Raw genomic sequence first — 21,122 nt, 5'->3', positions numbered from 1 at the left:
CAACACATCGCGGTTGCGTCGATATGACGTAACCCAATGTGACAGGACCGCGAGGCGGAGGTGGACCGGTGCGGACGGAAGACCCGCTGCACGTACGCCTCCTGCGGCTGCTCCGCGACGAGGGCGCGGCGTCCCGGGCCGAGCTCGGCGACCGGTTGGAGATGCCCCGCCCCCGACTGTTGACCGAGTTGGACCGACTGGTGGCGCTCGGCTACGTCTCCGAGGCCGGCCTGGCCGCCTCCCGCGGTGGCCGGCGGTCCACCCTGGTGGAGCTCAGTCCGCACCTGCGTTTCGCCGCCGTCGACCTCGGCGCCAGCTCGATCGACGTCGAGGTGGTGAACGGCCGGCTGGAGCCCGTCGCCGCCTACGGGGAGCCCGCCGACATCCGCTCCGGCCCGAAGCTGATCCTCCAGCGGGTCAACGAACTGCTGCACAAGGCCAAGGTGGACGGCGCGTACGAGCGGCTCGACGCGGTCGGCATCGGGGTCCCGGGACCGGTGAGTTTCCGTGACGGCGTGCCCGTCTCGCCGCCGATCATGCCCGGCTGGGACCGGTTCCCGGTGCGCGAACAGCTCACCCGCGAGCACGGCTGCCCTGCGGTCGTGGACAACGACGTCAACATCATGGCGATCGGCGAGCGGCACGGCGGCGTCGCCCACTCGGTCGACGACTTCCTCTTCGTGAAGATCGGCACCGGCATCGGCTGCGGGATCTACCTCAGCGGCGAGGTCTACCGGGGCACCGACGGCTGCGCCGGCGACATCGGCCACATCCAGGTCGACTCGCACGGGCCGATGTGCTCCTGCGGCAACGTCGGCTGCCTGGAGGCGCTGTTCAGCGGAGCCGCGCTGGCCAAGGACGCGACCGTCGCGGCGCGCGCCGGGGTCTCGCCCGCGCTGGCCGAGCGGCTGGCCGCGAACGGCGCGGTGACCGCACTGGACGTCGCCGAGGGCGCCGTCGAGGGGGACGTCACCTGCATCCAGCTCATTCGGGACGGAGGCCGGCGCGTCGGCGGGGTGCTGGCGGGCCTGGTCAGCTTCACCAACCCATCCATGATCGTGATCGGCGGCGGGTTGGCCCAGCTCGGGCACATCCTGCTCGCCGAGATCCGCAGTGTGGTCTACCGCCGGTCGCTGCCACTGGCCACCGGCAACCTGCCCGTCGTCCTCTCCGAGCTCGGTTCGCGGGCGGGGGTCGCCGGCGCGGCGGTGCTCGCCAGCGACGTGGCCTTCGGGGAGGCGTCGTGACGGTGTTCTTCGGGGAGGCGTCAAACGAGAGCGGGAGGAGGGCGTGGTGACCGAGCGCGAACCAGGTGAGCCGGTCGGGGGTGTGGACGGCGCAACACCGGACGCACCGCTGGTCGAGGCTCCGGCCGACACCGTCGCGGGTGAGGTGGTGCTGCGCCTCACGGATGTGGTCAAGACCTTCCCGGGCGTCCGCGCCCTGGACGGGGTGCAGTTGGAGGTCCGCGCGGGCGAGGTGCACTGCCTGCTGGGTCAGAACGGCGCCGGCAAGTCGACCCTGATCAAGGTGCTGGCCGGGGTGCACCGCCCCGACTCCGGCCTGGTCGAGTGGCGCGGCGAACCGGCGAGCTTCGCCAACCCGCAGGCCGCCATGCGCGCCGGCATCGCCACCATCTACCAGGAGCTCGACCTCGTCGAGGACCTCTCCGTCGCGGAGAACGCCTTCCTCGGCCACGAGCCGCGCCAGCTGGGCTTCGTCCGCCGGGGCAACATGGCCCGGCGTACCCGGCAGATCCTCGGCCGGCTCGGCCACGCCGAGATCCCGCCGGGGCGCATGGTCCGGCGACTGCCCGCCGCCGGCAAGCAGATCGTCAGCATGGCCCGCGCGCTGTCCCACGAGGCGCGACTGATCATCATGGACGAACCGAGCGCGGTGCTCGCCCACGACGAGGTGGGCAACCTGTTCCGGATCATCCGCGAGCTGACCGCCCAGGGCATCGCCGTCATCTACATCTCCCACCGGCTGGAGGAGATCCGCGAGATCGGCGACCGGGTGACCGTCCTCAAGGACGGCCGGACCACGGCGGCGAACCTGCCGGCCCGCGACACCCCCACCCGCGACCTGGTGAGCCGGATGACCGGCCGCACCATCGAGTACGTCTTCCCGGACCGCCCCGAGGAGGAGTCGGCGGGCGCGGAGCTGCTGGAGGTGGACGGCCTGAGCCGCTCCGGCGAGTTCGCGGACGTGTCGCTGCGGGTCCGGGCCGGTGAGATCGTCGGCATCGCGGGCCTGGTCGGCTCCGGCCGCTCCGAGCTGCTGGAGACCATCTACGGCGCCCGTCGGTCGGAGACCGGCACCGTGCGGATGTCCGGCCAGACGCTGCGGCCGGGCAGCGTCGGCGCGGCGGTCCGCGCCGGCATGGGCATGGCCCCGGAGGAGCGCAAGAGCCAGGCGCTGCTGCTCGGTGACCCGATCTACCGAAACATCACCCTGGCCACGTTCGCCCAGTTCGCCCGCGCCGGCTTCACCAACGCGGCGGCGGAGCGCGCCGAGGCGGACCGCATCGCCGAGAGCCTGGAGCTGCGGCCCCGGGACGTCCGGCGCCCGGTGCGCACCCTCTCCGGCGGCAACCAGCAGAAGGTGGTGGTCGGGCGCTGGCTGCTCGGCGACACGAAGCTGCTGTTGCTGGACGAGCCGACCCGGGGCGTGGACGTCGGCGCGCGGGCCGAGCTCTACCAGGTCATCCGCGCCCTGGCCGCACGCGGCGTCGGGGTGCTGCTGGTCTCCAGCGAGGTCCCGGAGGTGCTCGGTCTGGCCGACCGCGTGCTGGTGATGCGGGAGGGGCGCGTCGTCCGCGAGGCCCCGGCCCACGAACTCGACGAGAACACCGTCCTCGACCTCGTCATGGCGGGGTCCCTGATGGAAGGCGTGGCGGCATGAGTGAAGTGACCGATACGACCGCGACGCCGGAGCGCGCGTCGCAGCTGCCTGCCCAGTCGCCGCCGGTGGACCCGGCGGAGACGGCGGCCGCGGCCGACCACGCCAGGACGGCGCCGAGGCTCTCCTGGTGGCGGGGCGAGGGCGGCGAGGGAGCCAAGCGCAACCTGGCCCTCATCGGTGTGCTGGCGGTGCTGATCGTGATCGGCGCCGTCACCCGCTCCGACCTGTACTCCAACCCGGACTGGGTGTGGGACAACATCCTCAGCATCCTTCAGCTCGCCTCGGTGGTCGGCGTCGTGACCGTCGGCATGACCTTCGTGATCATCGGCGGCGGCATCGACCTGTCGGTCGGCGCGATCGTCGCGCTCGCCGGGGTGTGGGCCACCACGGTGGCCACCCAGAGCTACGGCGCCGGCGGCATGATCTTCTGCGCGCTCACCGTCGGGCTCGCGGTCGGCCTGGTCAACGGCCTGCTCATCTCGTACGGCCGGCTGGTGCCGTTCATCGCCACCCTGGCGATGCTGGTCGCGGCCCGGGGCCTGGCGGCGGAGATCTCCGACAAGCAGACGCAGGTCTCGGAGAACACGTTCATCAACAGCATCGCCAGCACGAAGGTGCTCGGCATCCCGCTGCTGGTCTACATCCTGGCCGCGGTCGTGATCGCCGGCTGGGTGCTGCTCAACCGCACCACCTTCGGCCGGCGCACCGTCGCCGTGGGTGGCAACCCGGAGGCGGCCCGGCTGGCCGGCATCAACGTCAAGCGGCACACGGTGCTGCTCTACGGGCTCTCCGGCCTCTGCTGCGGCATCGCCGCGATCATGCTCACCGCCCAGGCCACCTCGGCCCAGGCGGCGATGGCAAACCTCTACGAGCTGGACGCGATCGCCGCCGCGATCATCGGCGGCACGCTGCTCAGCGGCGGGCGGGGCACCATCATCGGCTCCCTGCTCGGCGTGATCATCTTCTCGACGATCACCAATCTCTTCGCGATCAACGGCCTCTCCACGGAGGCCCAGAACATGGTCAAGGGCGGCATCATCGTCGCGGCCGTCCTGATCCAGCAGGTGCAGTTCGGCAGCCTCAGCCAGTTCCTCGGGCGTAACAAGATCACCACCACCTGACCCACCGCAGCACACCGGTCCACCGCGCGAACGACGGTGGCCTGGCCCCACGCACCCTTTTTCCCTCACACCACCGCGAACATGGAGGTCGTCATGACCCAGCACAGTGGCGATGTGTCCCGCCGCCGTCTGCTCTTCGGCGGGGCCGCCGTCGGCGCCGGCGTGCTGCTCGCCGGCTGCACCAGCAACGAGAGCGCGCCCACCGCCGCGCAGACCAAGGGCGCCGACGCCGCCGCGGGCGGCAACGCGGAGCCCGGCAAGAAGGTCGTCGTCGCCTTCTCCGCCCCGGCCGCCGACCACGGCTGGCTCGCCGCCATCACCACCAACGCCAAGGCGCAGGCCGGCGCGTACTCCGACGTGGAGTTCAAGACGGTCGAGGCCGGCGCGGACGCCGCGGCCCAGCGGGCGGCGATCTCGACGCTGATCTCGCAGAAGCCGGACATCATCGTGATGCTCCCGCACGACGGCAAGGAGCTGAACGCCGCCGGTCTGGAGGCGATGAAGGCCGGCATCCCGGTGGTCAACCTGGACCGGGCCTTCCCCGACGCCCTCGCCTACCGCCTCCAGGTCAAGGGCGACAACTACGGCATGGGCGTGGCCGCGGCCCACTACATCGTCGACCAGCTCAAGGCCAAGAACGTCAGCAACCCGGTAATCGCCGAGATCGCCGGCATGGACGAGCTGGAGCTGACCCAGGAGCGGTCGAAGGGCTTCGCCGACACGCTGGCCCAGAACGGGCTCAAGGTCGCGAACCGGCGCGCCGCGCGGTTCACCGCCGACTCCGGCCAGGCGGAGGCGTCGCAGCTGCTGCGGGCGCTGCCGAAGATCGACGCGGTCTGGAACCACGACGACGACCAGGGCATCGGCGTGCTGGCCGCGATCAACCAGGCCAACCGCAAGGAGTTCTTCATGGTCGGCGGCGCCGGCTCGAAGAAGGCGATCGAGGACATCCAGGCGGACAACACGGTCCTCAAGGCCACCGTCACCTACAGCCCGTCGATGGCCTCGTCGGCCATCTCGCTCGCGCGGCTGATCGCGCAGGGCAAGGGCATGTCGGACCTGGTGGAGCTCCAGGTGCCCAAGGAGATCATCCTCGCCTCCGAGACGATCACGAAGGAGAACGCGAGCAACTACATCAAGCTCGGGTTCTGATTTACGGGGGGAGACCCACCTTGTCCACGAACAAGAACGAACTGCGGGTCGGCATGGTCGGCTACGCGTTCATGGGCGCCGCGCACTCGCAGGCCTGGCGCACCGTGAATCGGGTGTACGACCTGCCGGCGCGGGCCCGGATGTCGCTCATCTGCGGCCGGGACGCCGGGAAGGTGGCCGACGCCGCCGACCGGCTCGGCTGGGAGGCGTACACCACGGACTGGCGTGACCTGGTCAACCGGGACGACATCGACGTGGTCGACGTCTGCACCCCGGGCGACAGCCACGCCGAGATCGCGCTCGCCGCGCTGGCCGCCGGCAAGCACGTGCTGTGCGAGAAGCCGCTGGCCAACACGGTGGAGGAGGCGCGGGCGATGGCCGCCGCGGCGGCCACGGCCCAGGCCGCCGGGGTGCGGTCGATGTGCGGGTTCAACTACCGCCGGGTTCCCGCGGTCACGATGATGCGGCAGATGATCGCCGACGGGCGGCTCGGGGTGATCCGGCACGTCCGTGCGACGTATCTGCAGGACTGGATCGTCGACCCGCAGTTCCCACTGGTCTGGCGGCTGCAGAAGGACAGGGCGGGCTCCGGCGCGCTCGGCGACATCGGCGCGCACATCATCGACCTCACCCAGTACGTGACCGACCAGCGGATCAGCGGGGTCAGCGCGGTGACCGAGACGTTCGTCAAGGAGCGGCCGCTGTCGGCCGAGTCCAGCGGGCTCGCGGCCACCGCCGACGGCAACGGTGACGGGCCGGCGCTCGACGGCCCGGCCACCGGGCAGGTCACCGTCGACGACGCCGCGATCTTCGTGGCCCGGCTCGACGGCGGCGCGCTGGCCACGTACGAGGCGAGCCGGTTCGCCACCGGTCGCAAGAACGCCCTGCGGGTGGAGATCAACGGCTCGCTGGGCACCCTGGTGTTCGACCTGGAGCGCCTCAACGAGCTGGAGTTCTACGACGCGACGCTACCGACCGCCGAGCAGGGCTTCAGCCGCATCCTGGTGACCGAGGGCGAGCACCCGTACATGTCGGCCTGGTGGCCGCCGGGCCACATCATCGGGTACGAGCACTCCTTCACGCACCAGATGCGGGACCTCGTCGAGGCGATCGCCACCGGCGTCAACCCGGCTCCGTCCTTCGCCGACGCGTTGCAGGTCCAGCTGGTGCTGGACGCGGTGACCCGCTCGGCGGAGCTCGGCTCCTCGTGGACCGAGGTGGAGCCGGCGCTGACCGCGGTGGCCGTCTGACCGTCGGCCCGGCCGGGCTCCGGTCCGGCCGGGCCACCCACCCCAACCACCGCGCGGTGGCGGCGTTCCCGCCGGCACCGCCCCGACGAGCCTCCCGGACCGACCGGCGAGGGACCGGCCGCGGTTGCGCCCCGCGGCCGGGACGAGGTCGGCACCGGGAGGGCGTGCAGCCGGGCCACGGCCCGGTGGCGCACGAGCAGGACGGTTCTCCGGTGCGGCCGGACCGGGATTCCCCGGCCGCACCGGAGAACCGCCACCACCCCGACGATCCGGAGGAGCACATGGCACCGCCCGCCTCTTGCGCGACCGTCACCGACCTGATCCGCCGACCCGTGGCGGACCGCGACTGCTGAGACGTCCGGCCGGGACATGTCCTGTCCCGGCACAACGGATGCGGGGGAGGCAGGGTCGAGACGCCGACCCGACCCTGCCTGCCAGCCCCGTCCGCCCGGATCGCACCGGGAGCCGGTCCGGCGCCGTCGCCGCCGACTTCGACGCCGGACCGTCCCGCGGGCGAGCCGGGTGGACGGGGCCCATCCGAACGATTCCATTGTTTCCGGAACCATCTATATCCTTCGGAATAAAATTCTGATATTAAGATAATTCGATGCACAACGGTCCTCCTGACCGGGGAAGGGGCGCCATGCGTACGGGTGTCTGGCTGGTGGGGGCGCGTGGTTCGGTCGCGACCACCAGCATCGTCGGAGGGCTCGCGCTGCGCGCCGGGCTCGCCGGGTCGACCGGCTGCGTCACCGAGCTGCCCGAGCTGCGCGGTCCCGCCCTGCCGGCCTTCGCCGACCTGGTCTTCGGCGGTCACGACGTGGCCACCACGCCGCTGTGCAAGCGCGCCGAGGCGCTCGCCACCGCCGGGGTGCTGCCCGGCCGCCTGGTCGCCGCCCTGCCCGACGAGCTCGCCGCCGTCGAGGAGGAGCTGCGCCCCGCACCGGCCGCCGGGAGCCAGGCCGAACGGGCCGCCGCCATCGTGCGGGACCTCACCGACTTCCGCGACCGGCACCGGCTCGACCGGGTGGTCGTGGTCAACGTGTCGGCCACCGAGCCGACCGCGACGGCCCACCCCGCCCATGCCGACCCGGCCACCCTGCGCGACGCCCTGACCGGCCCCGACGAGGTGCTGCCCGCCAGCTCGCTCTACGCGTACGCGGCGCTGACCGCCGGCTGCCCCTACGTCGACTTCACCCCGTCCACCGGGGCCCGGCTCCCGGCGCTGCACACCCTCGCCGTCGAACGCGGCCTGCCGTACGCGGGGCACGACGGCAAGACCGGGGAGACCCTGGTGAAGTCGGTGCTCGCCCCGATGTTCGCGATGCGACACCTGACCGTGCGCTCCTGGTCCGGCATCAACCTGCTCGGCGGCGGCGACGGCGCCAACCTGGCCGACCCGGCCGCCAACGCGGCCAAGGTGGAGAGCAAGCAGCGGGTGCTCGGCGAGACACTCGGCTACGTGCCGCAGGGCGGCACCCGGATCGACTACGTCGAGGAGCTGGGCGACTTCAAGACCGCCTGGGACCTCATTACCTTCTCCGGCTTCCTCGGCACCGGCATGCGGATGGAGTTCACCTGGCACGGCTGCGACTCCGCGCTCGCCGCCCCGCTGGTGCTCGACCTGGCCCGGCTCACCGCCGCCGCGCACGCCGCCGGCCAGGTCGGCCCCCTCACCGAGCTGGCGTTCTTCTTCAAGGACCCGCTCGGGTCGCCGACCCATTCACTCGGCGAGCAGTGGACCCGGCTGGTCGAGTTCACCCGAGCGCTGCACACCGGCTTGGAGAGCGCCGATGGCCACGCTGGCTGACCTGATCGAGCTGGTCCGCGCGCCGGCCGCGCTCTCGGTGCCCGGTGACGTGGTCGCCGGCGCCGCCGCGGCCGGCGCGCTCGACCGGCGTACGCCCGCCCTCGCCGGCGCCTCGGTGCTGCTCTACTGGGCGGGGATGGCCGCCAACGACTGGGCCGACCGCCGGCTGGATGCCGTGGAGCGGCCGGAGCGGCCGATCCCCAGCGGACGGGTCCACCCCGCCGCCGCGGTCGGTCTCGCCGCCGGCCTCACCGCCGCCGGCCTGGGCCTGGCCACCGCCGCCGGTGGCCGGCGTGCCGCGGCCGTCGCGGTGCCGCTGGCCGCGACCGTCTGGGGGTACGACCTCCGCGCGAAGAACACCGCCGCCGGCCCCGCCGTGATGGCCGCCTGCCGGGGGCTGGACGTGCTGCTCGGCGCCACCGGCGGGCGGCTGAGCCGAGCCCTGCCCGCGGCGCTGACCGTGGCCGCGCACACGTGGACGGTCACCGCGCTGTCCCGCCGCGAGGTCACCGGCGCCGACACCGCTCTGCCCCTGGGCACCCTCGCCGGCACCGCGTTGGTCGCCGCGAGCGTCGCCGCCCGGCCCCGCCGGCGCCCCGGCGACGATCCCGCGCGAAACCTCGACCCGGCCCGCGACGACGCCGGCATCCCCGCCCTCCAGGAACGTGCCGCGGCCCGTCGGGACCCGGGCCGCGGCACCCCCCGCCCCGGCCGGGTCACGACGGGAACGCGGGACCGGTCCCGCCGGGCCGCGCTCGCCGCCGCGCTGCCGGCGGCCCTGGCCACCTGGTACGCGGCCGGCTACGGCCGGGCGCAGGCGCGGGTGCTCGCCGATCCCAGCGCCGGCCGGGTCCGGGCCGCCGTCGGCGCCGGGATCACCGGGCTGCCCGCGCTGCAGGGCGCGCTGACCGCGCGGGGCGGTGCCGGGCTGCTCGGGCTGGCCGTCGCCGCGGCGGCGCCGCTCGGTCGCCGCCTCGCCCGGAGGATCTCGCCGACATGAGCGCGACCCCTCGGCTCGGCTACGGCACCAACGGGTTCGCCAACCACCGGCTGGACGAGGCCCTCGCCGTGATCGCCGACCTCGGCTACGTCGGGGTGGCCCTCACCCTCGACCACGACCACCTCGACCCGTTCGCGCCCGCGCTGCCCCGTCGGGTGGCGGCCGTGCGGCGGCGGCTGGAGACGCTCGGCCTCGCGGTGGTGGTGGAGACCGGGGCCCGCTACCTGCTGGACCCGTGGCACAAGCACGCCCCCACGCTGCTGCACGACGACCCGACCCGGCGGATCGAGTTCCTGCGCCGGGCGGTGCGGATCGGCGCGGACCTGGGCGCCGAGGCCGTCTCCTTCTGGGCCGGCGTGCGCCCGGAACCGGTCGCGCCCCGGACGGCCTGGGACCGGCTGGTCGCCGGCTGCGCCACGGTGGTCGACGCCGCCGAGCGGGTCGGTGTGCCGCTGGGCTTCGAGCCGGAGCCCGGCATGCTGGTCGAGGACATCGCCGGCTGGCGCCGACTGCGCGCCGCCCTCGGCGACCCGGGTCCCTTCGGCATCACCCTCGACATCGGACACTGTCGCTGCCTGGAGCCGTGGCCGGTGCCGCAGTGTGTGCACGAGGTGGCCGAGCACCTGGTCAACGTCCAGATCGACGACATGCGCCGCGGCGTGCACGAGCACCTCGAGTTCGGCGCCGGCGAGATCGACTTCCCGCCGGTGCTGCGTGCGCTGGACGACGCCGGCTACCGGGGCCTGGTCGCCGTGGAGCTGCCCCGGCACTCGCACGCCGCGCCCGACGTGGCGGCCCGGTCGCTGGAGTTCCTGCGCGCCGCCGCCGAGAGCGTCGGCACCGACGGCCCCGACCACACCGACGGGCCGAACGACACCCGCCCGTTGCGCGTACCGGCGCAGGCGACGGGTGCCGTCCGGGCGGCGGCCACCGGCCGTCGCCGGGAGTGAAGCAGAGCTGAGGACGCGGTACGGCACCCGCCGACCAGCACGAGGGAGGAGACAGGCATGACACCCGACCAACTGCGATCGGCCCTGCGGGGCGTCCGGGACCCCGACTGGCTGGACGCGGCGCTGCGCGAGGTGGCGGCCGACCCGGCGACGATCACCCGGGCCTTCCCGGCCGCCGGTCGCCGCTGCGGCCGCGACGAGCTGCCCGACGCACCCGGCTGGACGGCCGACGAGGCCGCCCGCACCCTGCTGCTCACCGCGCTGCCCCGCGACCACGCCGCCCCGTACGCCGAGCGTCTCTACCGGCACGGCGACGCCGCCGAGCGGCGGGCGGTGCTCAAGGCGTTGCCGTTGCTGCCGATCGGCGTGGCCGGGGTGCCCCTGCTGCACGACGCGATCCGGACCAACGACACCCGGCTGGTCGCCGCGGCACTCGGCCCGTACGCCCGGCACCTCGACGACGCCGCCTGGCGGCAGGCGGTGCTGAAGTGCGTCTTCGTGGGGGTGCCGCTGGCCGTGGTGGCCGACCTCGACGGCCGCGCCGACGGCGAGTTGGCCGTGATGCTGGCCGGTCTCGCCGCCGAGCGGCAGGCCGCCGGGCGGAGCATGCCCGCCGACGCCACCGCCCTGCTCGACCGACTCGGGGCCGGACGGCTGACCGCCGCCGGACCGGGCACCGACCACGCCGGCACGGGATCCGCCCGGCTCAGCGCTCAGGAGGCGTGATGCGCATCTTCGACCCGCACATCCACATGACGTCGCGCACCACCGACGACTACGAGCGGATGGCCGCCGCCGGTGTCCGCGCGCTGGTCGAGCCCGCGTTCTGGCTGGGGCAGCCCCGCACCAGTCCCGCCTCCTTCGCCGACTACTTCGACTCGCTGATCGGTTGGGAGCCGTTCCGGGCCGGGCAGTTCGGCATCCGGCACCACGCGACGATCGCGCTGAACCCGAAGGAGGCCAACGACCCGCGCTGCCGTCCGGTGCTCGACCTGCTGCCCCGCTACCTGGAGAAGGACGGCGTGGTGGCGGTCGGCGAGATCGGCTACGACTCGATGACCCCGGAGGAGGACGAGGCGTTCGCCGCCCAGCTCGCCCTGGCCGTCGCGCACGAGCTGCCGGCGATGGTGCACACCCCGCACCGCGACAAGGCCCGGGGTGTCGAACGCAGCCTGGCGGTGGTCCGCGAATCCGGCATCGACCCGGGCCGCGTGGTGCTCGACCACCTCAACGAGGTGACCGTGAAGCTGGTCCGGGACACCGGCTGCTGGCTGGCCTTCTCCATCTACCCCGACACGAAGATGTCGCCGCCACGGATGGTCGAGCTGCTGCGCGCGTACGGGACCGAGCGGATGCTGGTCAACTCGGCGGCCGACTGGGGCCGCTCCGACCCGCTGCTCACCCGGGCCACCGCCGAGGCGATGCTCGACGCCGGTTTCACCGCCGACGACGTCGACCGGGTGCTCTGGCGCAACCCCGTCGAGTTCTACGGCCAGTCGGGGCGGCTCGACCTGAGCGACCTCGACCTCGCCGACGCCGGCACGTTCGCCGGCAACTCGATCCTGCGCGGCGGCAGCTGATGCGGCTGCGGCACGCCGGCGGCGAGACGGTGCACCTGGGCTACTGCACCAACGTGCATCCGGCCGAGGACCTCGCCGGCATCCTGGCGCAACTGGACACGTACGCGGTCCCGGTCCGGGCGGCGCTCGGCAGCGACCGGCTGGGGCTCGGGCTCTGGCTGGCCGCCCCGGTCGCCGCCGAGCTGGCCGCCGACCCGGCGACGCGTCGCCGGCTGCGCGGGGAACTGGACGCCCGCGGGCTGGAGGTGGTCACCCTCAACGGCTTCCCGTACGCGGCGTTCCAGGCCCCCGTCGTCAAGGGCGACGTGTACCACCCGGACTGGACGACCGAGCCGCGGCTGGCGTACACCCTCGACCTGGCCCGGGTGCTGGCCGACCTGCTGCCCGACGACGCCGCCCGCGGCTCGATCTCCACCCTGCCGCTGGCCTGGCGCACGCCCTGGGACGCCACCCGGTCGTCGGCGGCCCGCCATCGGCTGGACCGGCTCGCCGCCGGTCTCGCCGCGGTGGAGCGGGAGACCGGCCGGCGGATCCGGGTCGGATTCGAGCCGGAACCCGGCTGTTTGGTGGAGAACACGAAACAATCCGTCGCGATACTGTCCGGCGTGGACAGTGATCGACTGGGGGTGTGCGTGGATCTCGCGCACCTCGCCTGTGCCTGGGAGGAGCCGGCGGAGGCGTTCGCCCGCCTGCGCGCCGCCGGTCTGCCGGTGGTGAAGGTGCAGGTCTCGGCGGCGCTGGAGGCGGCCGACCCGGTCGGCTCCGCCGACGCGCTGCGGCGCTGGGTCGAACCCCGCTTCCTGCACCAGACCCGGGGCGGCGGCTGCGCGGCAGCGGCGGACCCGGCCGATCCGGCGCACGCGGCCGACGACCTCGACGCCGCCCTCGACGCGCGGCTGCCCGGGCCGTGGCGGGTGCACTACCACGTGCCGCTGCACGCCCCGCCGGAGCCGCCGCTGGAGTCGACGCTGCCCGTCCTGCGGGCCGCGCTGAGAGCGCTCTACGCCGGGCCGGACGCCGGCTGCGACCACCTCGACGTCGAGACGTACACCTGGGGGGTGCTGCCGGAGGCACGGCGGCCGCGCACCGACGCGGAGCTGGCCGTCGGCATCGCCGCGGAGCTGGCCTTCGCCCGCGACGAGCTGGTCGCGCTCGGCCTCAGCCCGGTGGCCCAATCAACCGAACCAAGCGAGGTGGCGGCATGAGCGAGCGTAGCGAGCGAATCGGTCGGTACAGCGCGGTGGAGCCTCATGACGGCGCCGACCGGAGGGAGGGGGCGGCATGAGCACGCAGTTGGTGGTGCTGGACGTGGTGGGACTGACTCCTCGGTTGCTGGCGCACATGCCGCGGCTGCGGGCGGTGGCCGACACCGGTTTCCGGGCCGAGCTGGGCACGGTGCTGCCCGCCGTGACGTGCTCGGTGCAGTCGACGTTCCTCACCGGTGAGCTGCCGGCCGGGCACGGCGTCGTCGGCAACGGGTGGTACTTCCGGGAGCTCGGCGAGGTGCTGCTGTGGCGGCAGCACAACGCGCTGGTCGGCGGGGAGAAGCTGTGGCAGGCGGCCCGCCGGGCCGAGCCGGGCTACACGGTGGCCAACGTCTGCTGGTGGTACGCGATGGGCGCGGACGTGGACTGGACGGTGACCCCGCGTCCGGTCTACTACGCCGACGGGCGCAAGGAGCCGGACTGCTACACCGATCCGCCGGAGCTGCACGACGCGCTCACCGGCCGGCTCGGCACGTTCCCGCTCTTCACCTACTGGGGGCCGGGTGCCGGAATCCCCTCCTCGACCTGGATCTGCCGGGCCGCCGAGCAGATCCTCGCCGACCACTCGCCGGACCTGACCCTGGTGTACGTCCCGCACCTGGACTACGACCTGCAACGGCACGGCGCCTCCTCGCCGCAGGCGGCTGCGGCGGCGGCCGAGCTGGACGCGGTGCTGGGCCCGCTGCTGGACGCCGCCCGGGCCCGGGGCGCGACGGTGGTGGCGCTCTCCGAGTACGGCATCACCGACGTCTCCCGGCCGGTCGACGTCAACCGCCTGCTGCGCGCCGAAGGGCTGCTGCGGGTCCACACCCAGGACGGGATGGAGTATCTCGACCCCTGGACGTCGCGGGTGTTCGCGGTCGCCGACCACCAGGTCGCGCACGTGTACGTGCGGGACCCGGCGGACGTGCCGGCGGTCGCGAAGCTCTGCGCCGGGCTGCCCGGGGTGGCCGAGGTGCTGGACGCCGACGGCAAGGCGGCGCACGGGCTGGACCATCCGCGCGCCGGCGAGCTGGTGCTGGTGGCCGAGCCGGACGCCTGGTTCACCTACTACTACTGGCTGGACGACGCCCGGGCGCCGGACTTCGCCCGGCTCGTCGAGATCCACCGCAAGCCCGGCTACGACCCGGCCGAGCTCTTCTTCGATCCGGCCGCCCCGCTCGCGGCGAAGCGCCGTGCCGCCACCGCGCTGGCCCGCAAGAAGCTCGGCATGCGCTACCTGATGAACGTGGTCGGGCTGGACGCCGGGGCGCGGGCGGTACGCGGCTCGCACGGCCGGCTGCCCGCCGATCCGCGGGACGCTCCGGTGCTGCTCTGCTCGGACCCGGCTGCGGCGCGGGACCGGATCGCCGCGACGGAGGTGAAGTCGCTGCTGCTGGAGCTGGCCGGGCTCGCGTCGGCCCCGGCACCGGGAACACCGGCCCCGCCACCGGGGTCGGGACCGGCGGCCGGGACGTCCGGGTCGGCGGGCGCCGGCGCGGTGACCGGTGCGGTGGCGTCCGGCGCGGCGGGGGAGGCGCCGTGACGGTCACGGTGGCGCCCACCGACGCGAGTGGGCTGCGCGCCCGCTTCGACGCCGAGCTGGCCGCGTTCCTCGACCGGCAGGGCCCGGACTGGCCGGACGGCGCTCCGCGCGGGGTGTTCACCGCGTTGCAGCGGTTCGTGCTGGCCGGTGGCAAGCGCCTGCGCCCCCTGTTCTGCTACTGGGGGTGGCGGGGCGCCGGCGGTGTGGACGGCACGCCGATCGTGGTGGCGGCGGCCGCGCTGGAGCTGTTCCATGCCTTCGCCCTGATCCACGACGACATCCTCGACGGCAGCGACCGCCGCCGGGGCGAGCCGTCGGTGCATCGGCTCTTCGCCGACCTGCACGCGCGCTCGTCCTGGCGGGGCGACCCGGAGGCGTACGGCCGCAACACCGCGCTGCTCTGCGGCGACCTCTGCGCGGCCTGGTCGGACCAGATGTTCCACGAGTGCGGGCTCACCACGGAGCAGGTGCACCGGGGGTACGCGATGTTCGCGCTGATGCGTACCGAGGTGATCGCGGGGGAGTACCTGGATCTCGTCTCCGGCGTCGGTGACGGGTCGGTGGCGAGCGCGTTGACGGTGATCCGGATGAAGGCGGCCCGCTACACGGTCACCCGGCCGTTGCAGATCGGGGCGGCGTTGGCCGGTGGGTCATCGGAGCTGATCGAGGCGTTGGCCGAGTTCGGTGACCCGCTCGGCGACGCGTTCCAGCTCCGCGACGACGTGCTCGGCGTCTTCGGTGACCCGGCGGTGACCGGCAAGTCGATCCTGGACGACCTGCGGGAGGGCAAGCCCACGGTCATGATGGCGCTGGCTCGCAGCGCCGCCGACCGGGCGCAGACCACTCGGCTGCGGGAGTTGTTCGGCAACCCCGACCTGGACGCGGACGGCGCGGCGGAGCTGCGCGCGATCATCGAGAGCACCGGCGCCCGGGAGCGGATCGAGCAGATGATCCGGGTCCGTACGGAGGGTGCGCTGGCCGCGCTGGGGAGCGCGCCGGTGGACGACGCGACCCGTGCGGCGCTCGTCGGTCTCGCGGAGCAGGCCATCGAGCGGCGCTCCTGATCGACTCGTCCTGGGACTTTCCACCAACTCAGCGAAAGTCGGGGTTGCACCGGCAGAAGGTATGGACACATCTAAGTCTGCCACTTAATGTCGTGACCAATACCACACTGTTTCGTCGAGGTGAACCGGCGGCGCGGTAACCCATCGACTGGTGACCTCCGAGCGCGTGGCTCCACCGACCGGTGGTCACGGCCGGCCGGATCGGCACCCGGCCGACCTACCGCAACCCCGCTACGGCACCCGGCGCGTCGGCGCGCGCCCCGCCCTGGCAGTCACTCGTCAGGAAGGGACAGCCCCCGTATGTCCACAAAGGACAGATCCCACCGGCCCCGACGTTCGTTCTCCGCCGGATCCGCGCTACTGCTCGTCGTCGCGGCCGGCACGGTCTCGCTCGGCGCCGGCCCGGCCGCGCTGGGCGGCCCCACCCCGGCCCAGGCCCACGCCATCAACGCGTCCGACTTCCAGCAGGTCGAGCTCGCCCGCGGCGCCGCCGAGATGGGCGAGCCGATGTCGTTGGCGGTGCTGCCCGACCGGTCGGTCCTGCACACCGCGCGCAACGGCACGCTGCGGCGCACCGACGCCAACGGCACCACCTCCGTGATCGGGACGCTCGCCGTCTACACCCACGACGAGGAGGGCCTCCAGGGCGTCGGCGTCGACCCCAACTTCGCCACCAACCGGCACATCTTCCTGTACTACGCCCCGCCGCTGTCGACGCCCTCGGGCGACGCCCCGGCCACCGGCACGAACTTCTCCGCCTGGCAGGGCGTCAACCGGCTGTCCCGGTTCACCCTGAACGCCGACTTCACCCTCAACCAGGCCAGCAAGGTCGACGTCCTCGACGTGCCGGCCGACCGGGGTCTCTGCTGCCACGTCGGCGGCGACATCGACTTCGACGCCGCCGGCAACCTCTACCTCTCCACCGGCGACGACACCAACCCGTTCGACTCCGCCGGCTACGCGCCGATCGACGAGCGGACCAACCGCAACCCCGGCTACGACGCGCAACGCAGCGCCGGCAACACCAACGACCTGCGCGGCAAGATCATCCGGATCAAGGTGAACGCGAACGGGACGTACTCCATCCCGACCGGCAACCTCTTCGCGCCCGGCACCGCCGGCACCCGTCCGGAGATCTACGCGATGGGCTTCCGGAACCCGTTCCGGATGAGCGTCGACAAGGCCACCGGCATCGTCTACGTCGGCGACTACGGGCCGGACGCGGGCTCCACCAGCTCCACCCGGGGCCCGTCCGGCCAGGTCGAGTTCAACCGGGTGACGTCGCCGGGCAACTACGGCTGGCCGTACTGCACGGGCACGAACACCACGTCCGAGACGTACAACGAGTGGAACTTCGCCACCAACGCGACCGGTCCCAAGTTCAACTGCACCGGCGGGCCGACGAACAACTCCTTCCGCAACACCGGCCTGACCACCCTGCCGGCCGCGCGGCCCGCCTGGATCCGCTACGGCGGCGACGCCGGCAGCCCGGCCGAGTTCGGCGGCGGCTCCGAGTCCCCGATGGGCGGCCCGGTCTACCGGTACAACGCCTCCTCCACCTCGACGGTGAAGTTCCCGCAGTCCTTCGACGGGCAGTTCTTCGCCACCGAGTTCGGCCGCGGCTGGATCAAGCCGATCCACGTGAACGCCGACGGATCGCCGGGCACCATCGACACCTTCCCCTGGACGGGCAAGCAGGTGATGGACTCCGCGTTCGGCCCGGACGGCGCGTACTACGTGCTCGACTACGGCACCGGCTACTTCAACGGTGACGCCAACTCCGCGCTCTACCGCTTCGAGTACGTCGGCGGCGGCAACCGCGCGCCGACGGCCGCGGCCAGCGCCAACCGGACCTCCGGCCCGGCGCCGCTGAGCGTGACGTTCTCCTCGGCCGGATCGTCCGACCCCGAGGGTGGCGCGCTGACCTACTCCTGGGCCTTCGGCGACGGCACCACCTCCACGGCGGCCAACCCGACGAAGACCTACACCAGCAACGGGACGTACAACGCCACGCTGACCGTCCGCGACCCGCAGGGCGCCACCGGCAGCGCGAGCGTGCTGATCAGCGTCGGCAACACCGCCCCGACGGTGACGATCAACGCGCCCGGCAACGGCAAGCTCTTCTCCTTCGGCGACACCGTGCCGTTCAGCATCACGGTCACCGACCCGGAGGACGGCACGATCGACTGCACCAAGGTCAAGATGACGTACGTGCTCGGCCACGACCAGCACGGTCACCAGATCACCTCGCAGAACGGGTGCTCAGGCTCGATCACCATCCCGGTCGACGGTGAACACGACTACGCGGCGAACATCTTCGCGATCTTCGACGCCGAGTACACCGACGCCGGTGGGCTGACCACCCACACCCAGCACACGCTGCAGCCGCGGCACCGGCAGGCCGAGCACTTCAAGACCTCGTCGGGCGTCAACACGTTCGACAAGGCGCCCGCCGAGGGCGGCAAGACCGTCGGCGACATCAACAACGGGGACTGGATCGCCTTCCAGCCGTACCAGGTCGGCAACGTCACGTCGTTCTCCGCTCGGGTCTCCTCGGCCGGCGCCGGCGGCACGCTCCAGCTCCGCACCGGCTCCGCCACCGGCACCGTGATCGGGTCGGCCACCGTCCCGGTCACCGGGGCCTGGGACACGTTCACCACGGTGACCGGCACCGTCACCAGCCCGCCGGCCGCCACCACCACGCTCTACCTGACCTTCGCCGGCTCGGGCACCGGGGCGCTCTACGACGTGGACGCGTTCACCCTGAACACCGGCACCACCAGCGGCGGTGCCGGCCCGATCCGGGGCCTGGCGAACAAGTGCCTGGACGTTCGCAACGCCGGCACCGCCGACGGTACGCAGATCCAGCTCTACACCTGTAACGGCAGTGCCGCTCAGACGTGGACGGTGACGCCGAATTCGACGATCCGGGCGTTGGGTAAGTGTCTGGATGTGAACGGTGGTGCTTCGGCGGACGGTACGAAGATCCAGTTGTGGACGTGCAACGGCTCGGGTGCGCAGAACTGGTCGGCGCAGGCCGACGGGTCGTTGCGTAATCCGCAGTCGGGCAAGTGTCTGGATGTCTCGGGCAACAACTCGGCCGACAGCACGCCGGTGCACCTGTGGACGTGCATCGCCAACGCGGCCAACCAGAAGTGGATCCTGCCCTGAGTTGAGCGGAGCGCCACCGGTCCCGGCGTAGCGTCGAGACCGGTGGCCCCTCCCGACCGACCCTAGGAGAGCGACATGCGCAGACTCCTGCGACCCGTCCTCGGCGCGGCCACCGCCGTCCTCGCCGTCATCGCCTGCACCACCCCGGCCACCCCGGCCAGCGCCGCCGACGCCCCCTACGACGTGCTGGTCTTCTCGAAGACCGCCGGTTTCCGGCACGACTCGATCGCGGTCGGCACTCAGGCGATCCGCGACCTCGGGGCGGCCAACAACTTCACCGTCACCGCCACCGAGGACGCCGCCGCCTTCACCACCGGCAACCTCGCCCAGTACGAGGCGGTGATCTTCCTCAACACCACCGGTGACGTGCTCAACGCCAGCCAGCAGACCGCCTTCGAGTCGTACATCGGCGGCGGCGGTGGCTACGTCGGCGTACACGCCGCCGCGGACACCGAGTACGGCTGGTCCTTCTACGGCAACCTCGTGGGCGCGTACTTCGCGTCGCACCCGGCCATCCAGCAGGCCAACGTCAAGGTGGAGAACCGGGGCCACGCGGCCACGGCACACCTGCCGCAGACCTGGACGCGCACCGACGAGTGGTACAACTACCAGACCAACGCGCGCTCCACCGCGCGGGTGCTGGCCACCCTGGACGAGTCGTCCTACTCCGGCGGCGGCATGGGCGCCGACCACCCGCACGCCTGGTGCAAGACCTACAACGGCGGCCGGTCCTTCTACACCGGCGGCGGGCACACCCAGTCCTCGTACGCCGAGCCGGCGTTCCGCGCCCACCTGCTCGGCGGCATCCGGTACGCGGCCGGTCGCAGCAAGGCCGACTGCCGGCCCGAGACCGGCTACACGACGCTCTACAACGGCTCGACCACCGGTTGGTCGCAGGCCGGGCCGGGCAGCTTCACCAACTCCGACGCCACCCTCAGCTCGGTCGGCGGCATGGGCCTGTACTGGTACAGCGCGAAGCAGTTCACCAACTACTCGCTGAAGCTGGACTGGCGGATCGCCGGCGACGACAACTCCGGGGTCTTCATCGGCTTCCCGCCGTCGAGCGACCCCTGGTCCGCCGTCGACAACGGCTACGAGATCCAGATCGACCCCACCGACGCGGTCGACCGGACCACCGGCTCGGTCTACACCTTCAAGTCGGCGGACATCGCGGCCCGCGACGCCGCGCTCAACCCGGCGGGGGAGTGGAACACCTACGAGCTGCTGGTCGAGGGGGAGCGGCTCCAGATCTTCCTGAACGGGGTGAAGATCAACGACTTCACCAACACCAACCCGGTCCGCTCGCTCGCCGGCCACATCGGCATCCAGAACCACGGCACCGGTGACGACGCGTCGTTCCGCAACATCCGGATCAAGGAGCTGGGCACCACCCCGCCGCCCACCGGGAACGTCACCGTCCAGGCCGAGGCGTTCAGCTCGACCAACGGGACCTCGGTGGTCGGCAAGACCGGGGCCAACGGCGGGCAGACCATCGGCTACATCGACCCGGGCGACTGGGCGGCGTACAACGGTGTGAACGTGGGCGGGACCACCTCGTTCCGTGCGCGGATCGTCTCCGGCGGGCCGGGCGGCACCATCCAGGTCCGCACCGGATCGCCCACCGGCACCGTGCTCGGCTCGGTGGCGGTGCCCAACACCGGAGGCTGGAACACCTTCGCCGACGTCACCACCAACCTGTCCAACGTGCCGTCCGGGACGCAGAACCTCTACCTGACCTTCACCGGGTCGGGCACCGGGCTCTTCGACGTGGACGACTTCACCCTGGTGAAGGGGACCGGCGGCGGCACCGGCACCGGCCTCATCCGCGGCCTGGCGAACAAGTGCCTGGACGTTCGCAACGCCGGCACCGCCGACGGTACGCAGATCCAGCTCTACACCTGCAGCGGCAGTGCCGCTCAGACGTGGACGGTGACGCCGAATTCGACGATCCGGGCGTTGGGTAAGTGTCTGGATGTGAACGGTGGTGCTTCGGCGGACGGTACGAAGATCCAGTTGTGGACGTGCAACGGCTCGGGTGCGCAGAACTGGTCGGCGCAGGCCGACGGGTCGTTGCGTAATCCGCAGTCGGGCAAGTGTCTGGATGTCTCGGGCAACAACTCGGCCGACAGCACGCCGGTGCACCTGTGGACGTGCATCGCCAACGCGGCCAACCAGAAGTGGATCCTGCCGTGACCCGCTGACCGCCCGATCCCCTGAACGCGAGGGCCCCGCGTCGACGTTCCCACCGGCGCGGGGCCCTCGTCCCGTCGACGACGTCCCGATCGCGGTCCGCGGCGACGCCCGCGAGCCGGTCGGGCCGGCCCCCTCGG

At 72.7% G+C, this 21,122-nt stretch carries 15 protein-coding genes; all 15 read left to right on the top strand.

The window, feature by feature from the left end:
- The first annotated feature begins 68 nt into the window (after positions 1–68).
- Positions 69–1,247 carry an ROK family protein gene (locus ACIBTV_RS22635; RefSeq protein ID WP_396707782.1) on the top strand — a complete coding sequence of 393 codons (1,179 nt, stop codon included), beginning with the start codon at positions 69–71 and terminating at the stop codon, positions 1,245–1,247.
- Positions 1,248–1,392: 145 nt separating this feature from the next.
- The gene (locus ACIBTV_RS22630) at positions 1,393–2,904 is read left to right on the top strand and encodes a sugar ABC transporter ATP-binding protein (RefSeq protein WP_396707968.1); all 1,512 of its coding nucleotides are present in this window, start codon (positions 1,393–1,395) and stop codon (positions 2,902–2,904) included.
- Positions 2,901–4,025: an ABC transporter permease gene (locus tag ACIBTV_RS22625; RefSeq protein ID WP_396707780.1), complete on the top strand. Its 1,125-nt coding sequence runs from the start codon at positions 2,901–2,903 to the stop codon at positions 4,023–4,025. The genes ACIBTV_RS22630 and ACIBTV_RS22625 overlap by 4 nt, the downstream gene beginning before the upstream one ends.
- 93 nt (positions 4,026–4,118) lie before the next feature.
- Positions 4,119–5,177, top strand: coding sequence for a substrate-binding domain-containing protein (locus ACIBTV_RS22620; RefSeq protein WP_396707778.1), 1,059 nt, complete (start codon positions 4,119–4,121; stop codon positions 5,175–5,177).
- 53 nt (positions 5,178–5,230) lie between these two features.
- Positions 5,231–6,427 carry a Gfo/Idh/MocA family protein gene (locus tag ACIBTV_RS22615; protein ID WP_396707967.1) on the top strand — a complete coding sequence of 399 codons (1,197 nt, stop codon included), beginning with the start codon at positions 5,231–5,233 and terminating at the stop codon, positions 6,425–6,427.
- Between the two features lie 643 nt (positions 6,428–7,070).
- Entirely contained in the window at positions 7,071–8,237 is a 1,167-nt protein-coding gene (locus ACIBTV_RS22610; RefSeq protein WP_396707776.1) for an inositol-3-phosphate synthase, read from the top strand.
- A complete protein-coding gene (locus ACIBTV_RS22605) occupies positions 8,221–9,237 on the top strand; it encodes an SCO3242 family prenyltransferase (RefSeq protein WP_396707774.1) in 1,017 nt (338 codons plus the stop codon). The genes ACIBTV_RS22610 and ACIBTV_RS22605 overlap by 17 nt, the downstream gene beginning before the upstream one ends.
- Positions 9,234–10,187: a sugar phosphate isomerase/epimerase family protein gene (locus tag ACIBTV_RS22600; protein ID WP_396707772.1), complete on the top strand. Its 954-nt coding sequence runs from the start codon at positions 9,234–9,236 to the stop codon at positions 10,185–10,187. Before ACIBTV_RS22605 ends, ACIBTV_RS22600 begins: the two co-directional genes overlap by 4 nt.
- A gap of 57 nt (positions 10,188–10,244) precedes the next feature.
- Positions 10,245–10,913: an EboA domain-containing protein gene (locus ACIBTV_RS22595; RefSeq protein ID WP_396707771.1), complete on the top strand. Its 669-nt coding sequence runs from the start codon at positions 10,245–10,247 to the stop codon at positions 10,911–10,913.
- Entirely contained in the window at positions 10,913–11,767 is an 855-nt protein-coding gene (locus tag ACIBTV_RS22590; RefSeq protein ID WP_396707769.1) for a TatD family hydrolase, read from the top strand. The genes ACIBTV_RS22595 and ACIBTV_RS22590 overlap by 1 nt, the downstream gene beginning before the upstream one ends.
- Positions 11,767–12,972 (top strand): metabolite traffic protein EboE, encoded by a 1,206-nt coding sequence (eboE, locus tag ACIBTV_RS22585; protein ID WP_396707767.1) that lies wholly within the window; start codon positions 11,767–11,769, stop codon positions 12,970–12,972. The genes ACIBTV_RS22590 and eboE overlap by 1 nt, the downstream gene beginning before the upstream one ends.
- Positions 12,973–13,048: 76 nt before the next feature.
- A complete protein-coding gene (locus ACIBTV_RS22580) occupies positions 13,049–14,557 on the top strand; it encodes an alkaline phosphatase family protein (protein WP_396707765.1) in 1,509 nt (502 codons plus the stop codon).
- A complete protein-coding gene (locus ACIBTV_RS22575; protein ID WP_396707763.1) occupies positions 14,554–15,621 on the top strand; it encodes a polyprenyl synthetase family protein in 1,068 nt (355 codons plus the stop codon). The genes ACIBTV_RS22580 and ACIBTV_RS22575 overlap by 4 nt, the downstream gene beginning before the upstream one ends.
- A 300-nt stretch (positions 15,622–15,921) precedes the next feature.
- A complete protein-coding gene (locus ACIBTV_RS22570) occupies positions 15,922–18,792 on the top strand; it encodes a PQQ-dependent sugar dehydrogenase (RefSeq protein WP_396707761.1) in 2,871 nt (956 codons plus the stop codon).
- Between the two features lie 75 nt (positions 18,793–18,867).
- The gene (locus tag ACIBTV_RS22565; protein ID WP_396707760.1) at positions 18,868–20,985 is read left to right on the top strand and encodes a ThuA domain-containing protein; all 2,118 of its coding nucleotides are present in this window, start codon (positions 18,868–18,870) and stop codon (positions 20,983–20,985) included.
- Positions 20,986–21,122: the final 137 nt, after the last annotated feature.

The sequence above is a fragment of the Micromonospora sp. NPDC049366 genome, assembly GCF_044466625.1.
Classification (GTDB): domain Bacteria; phylum Actinomycetota; class Actinomycetes; order Mycobacteriales; family Micromonosporaceae; genus Micromonospora.
This window is presented reverse-complemented; position numbering and strand designations above follow the sequence as displayed.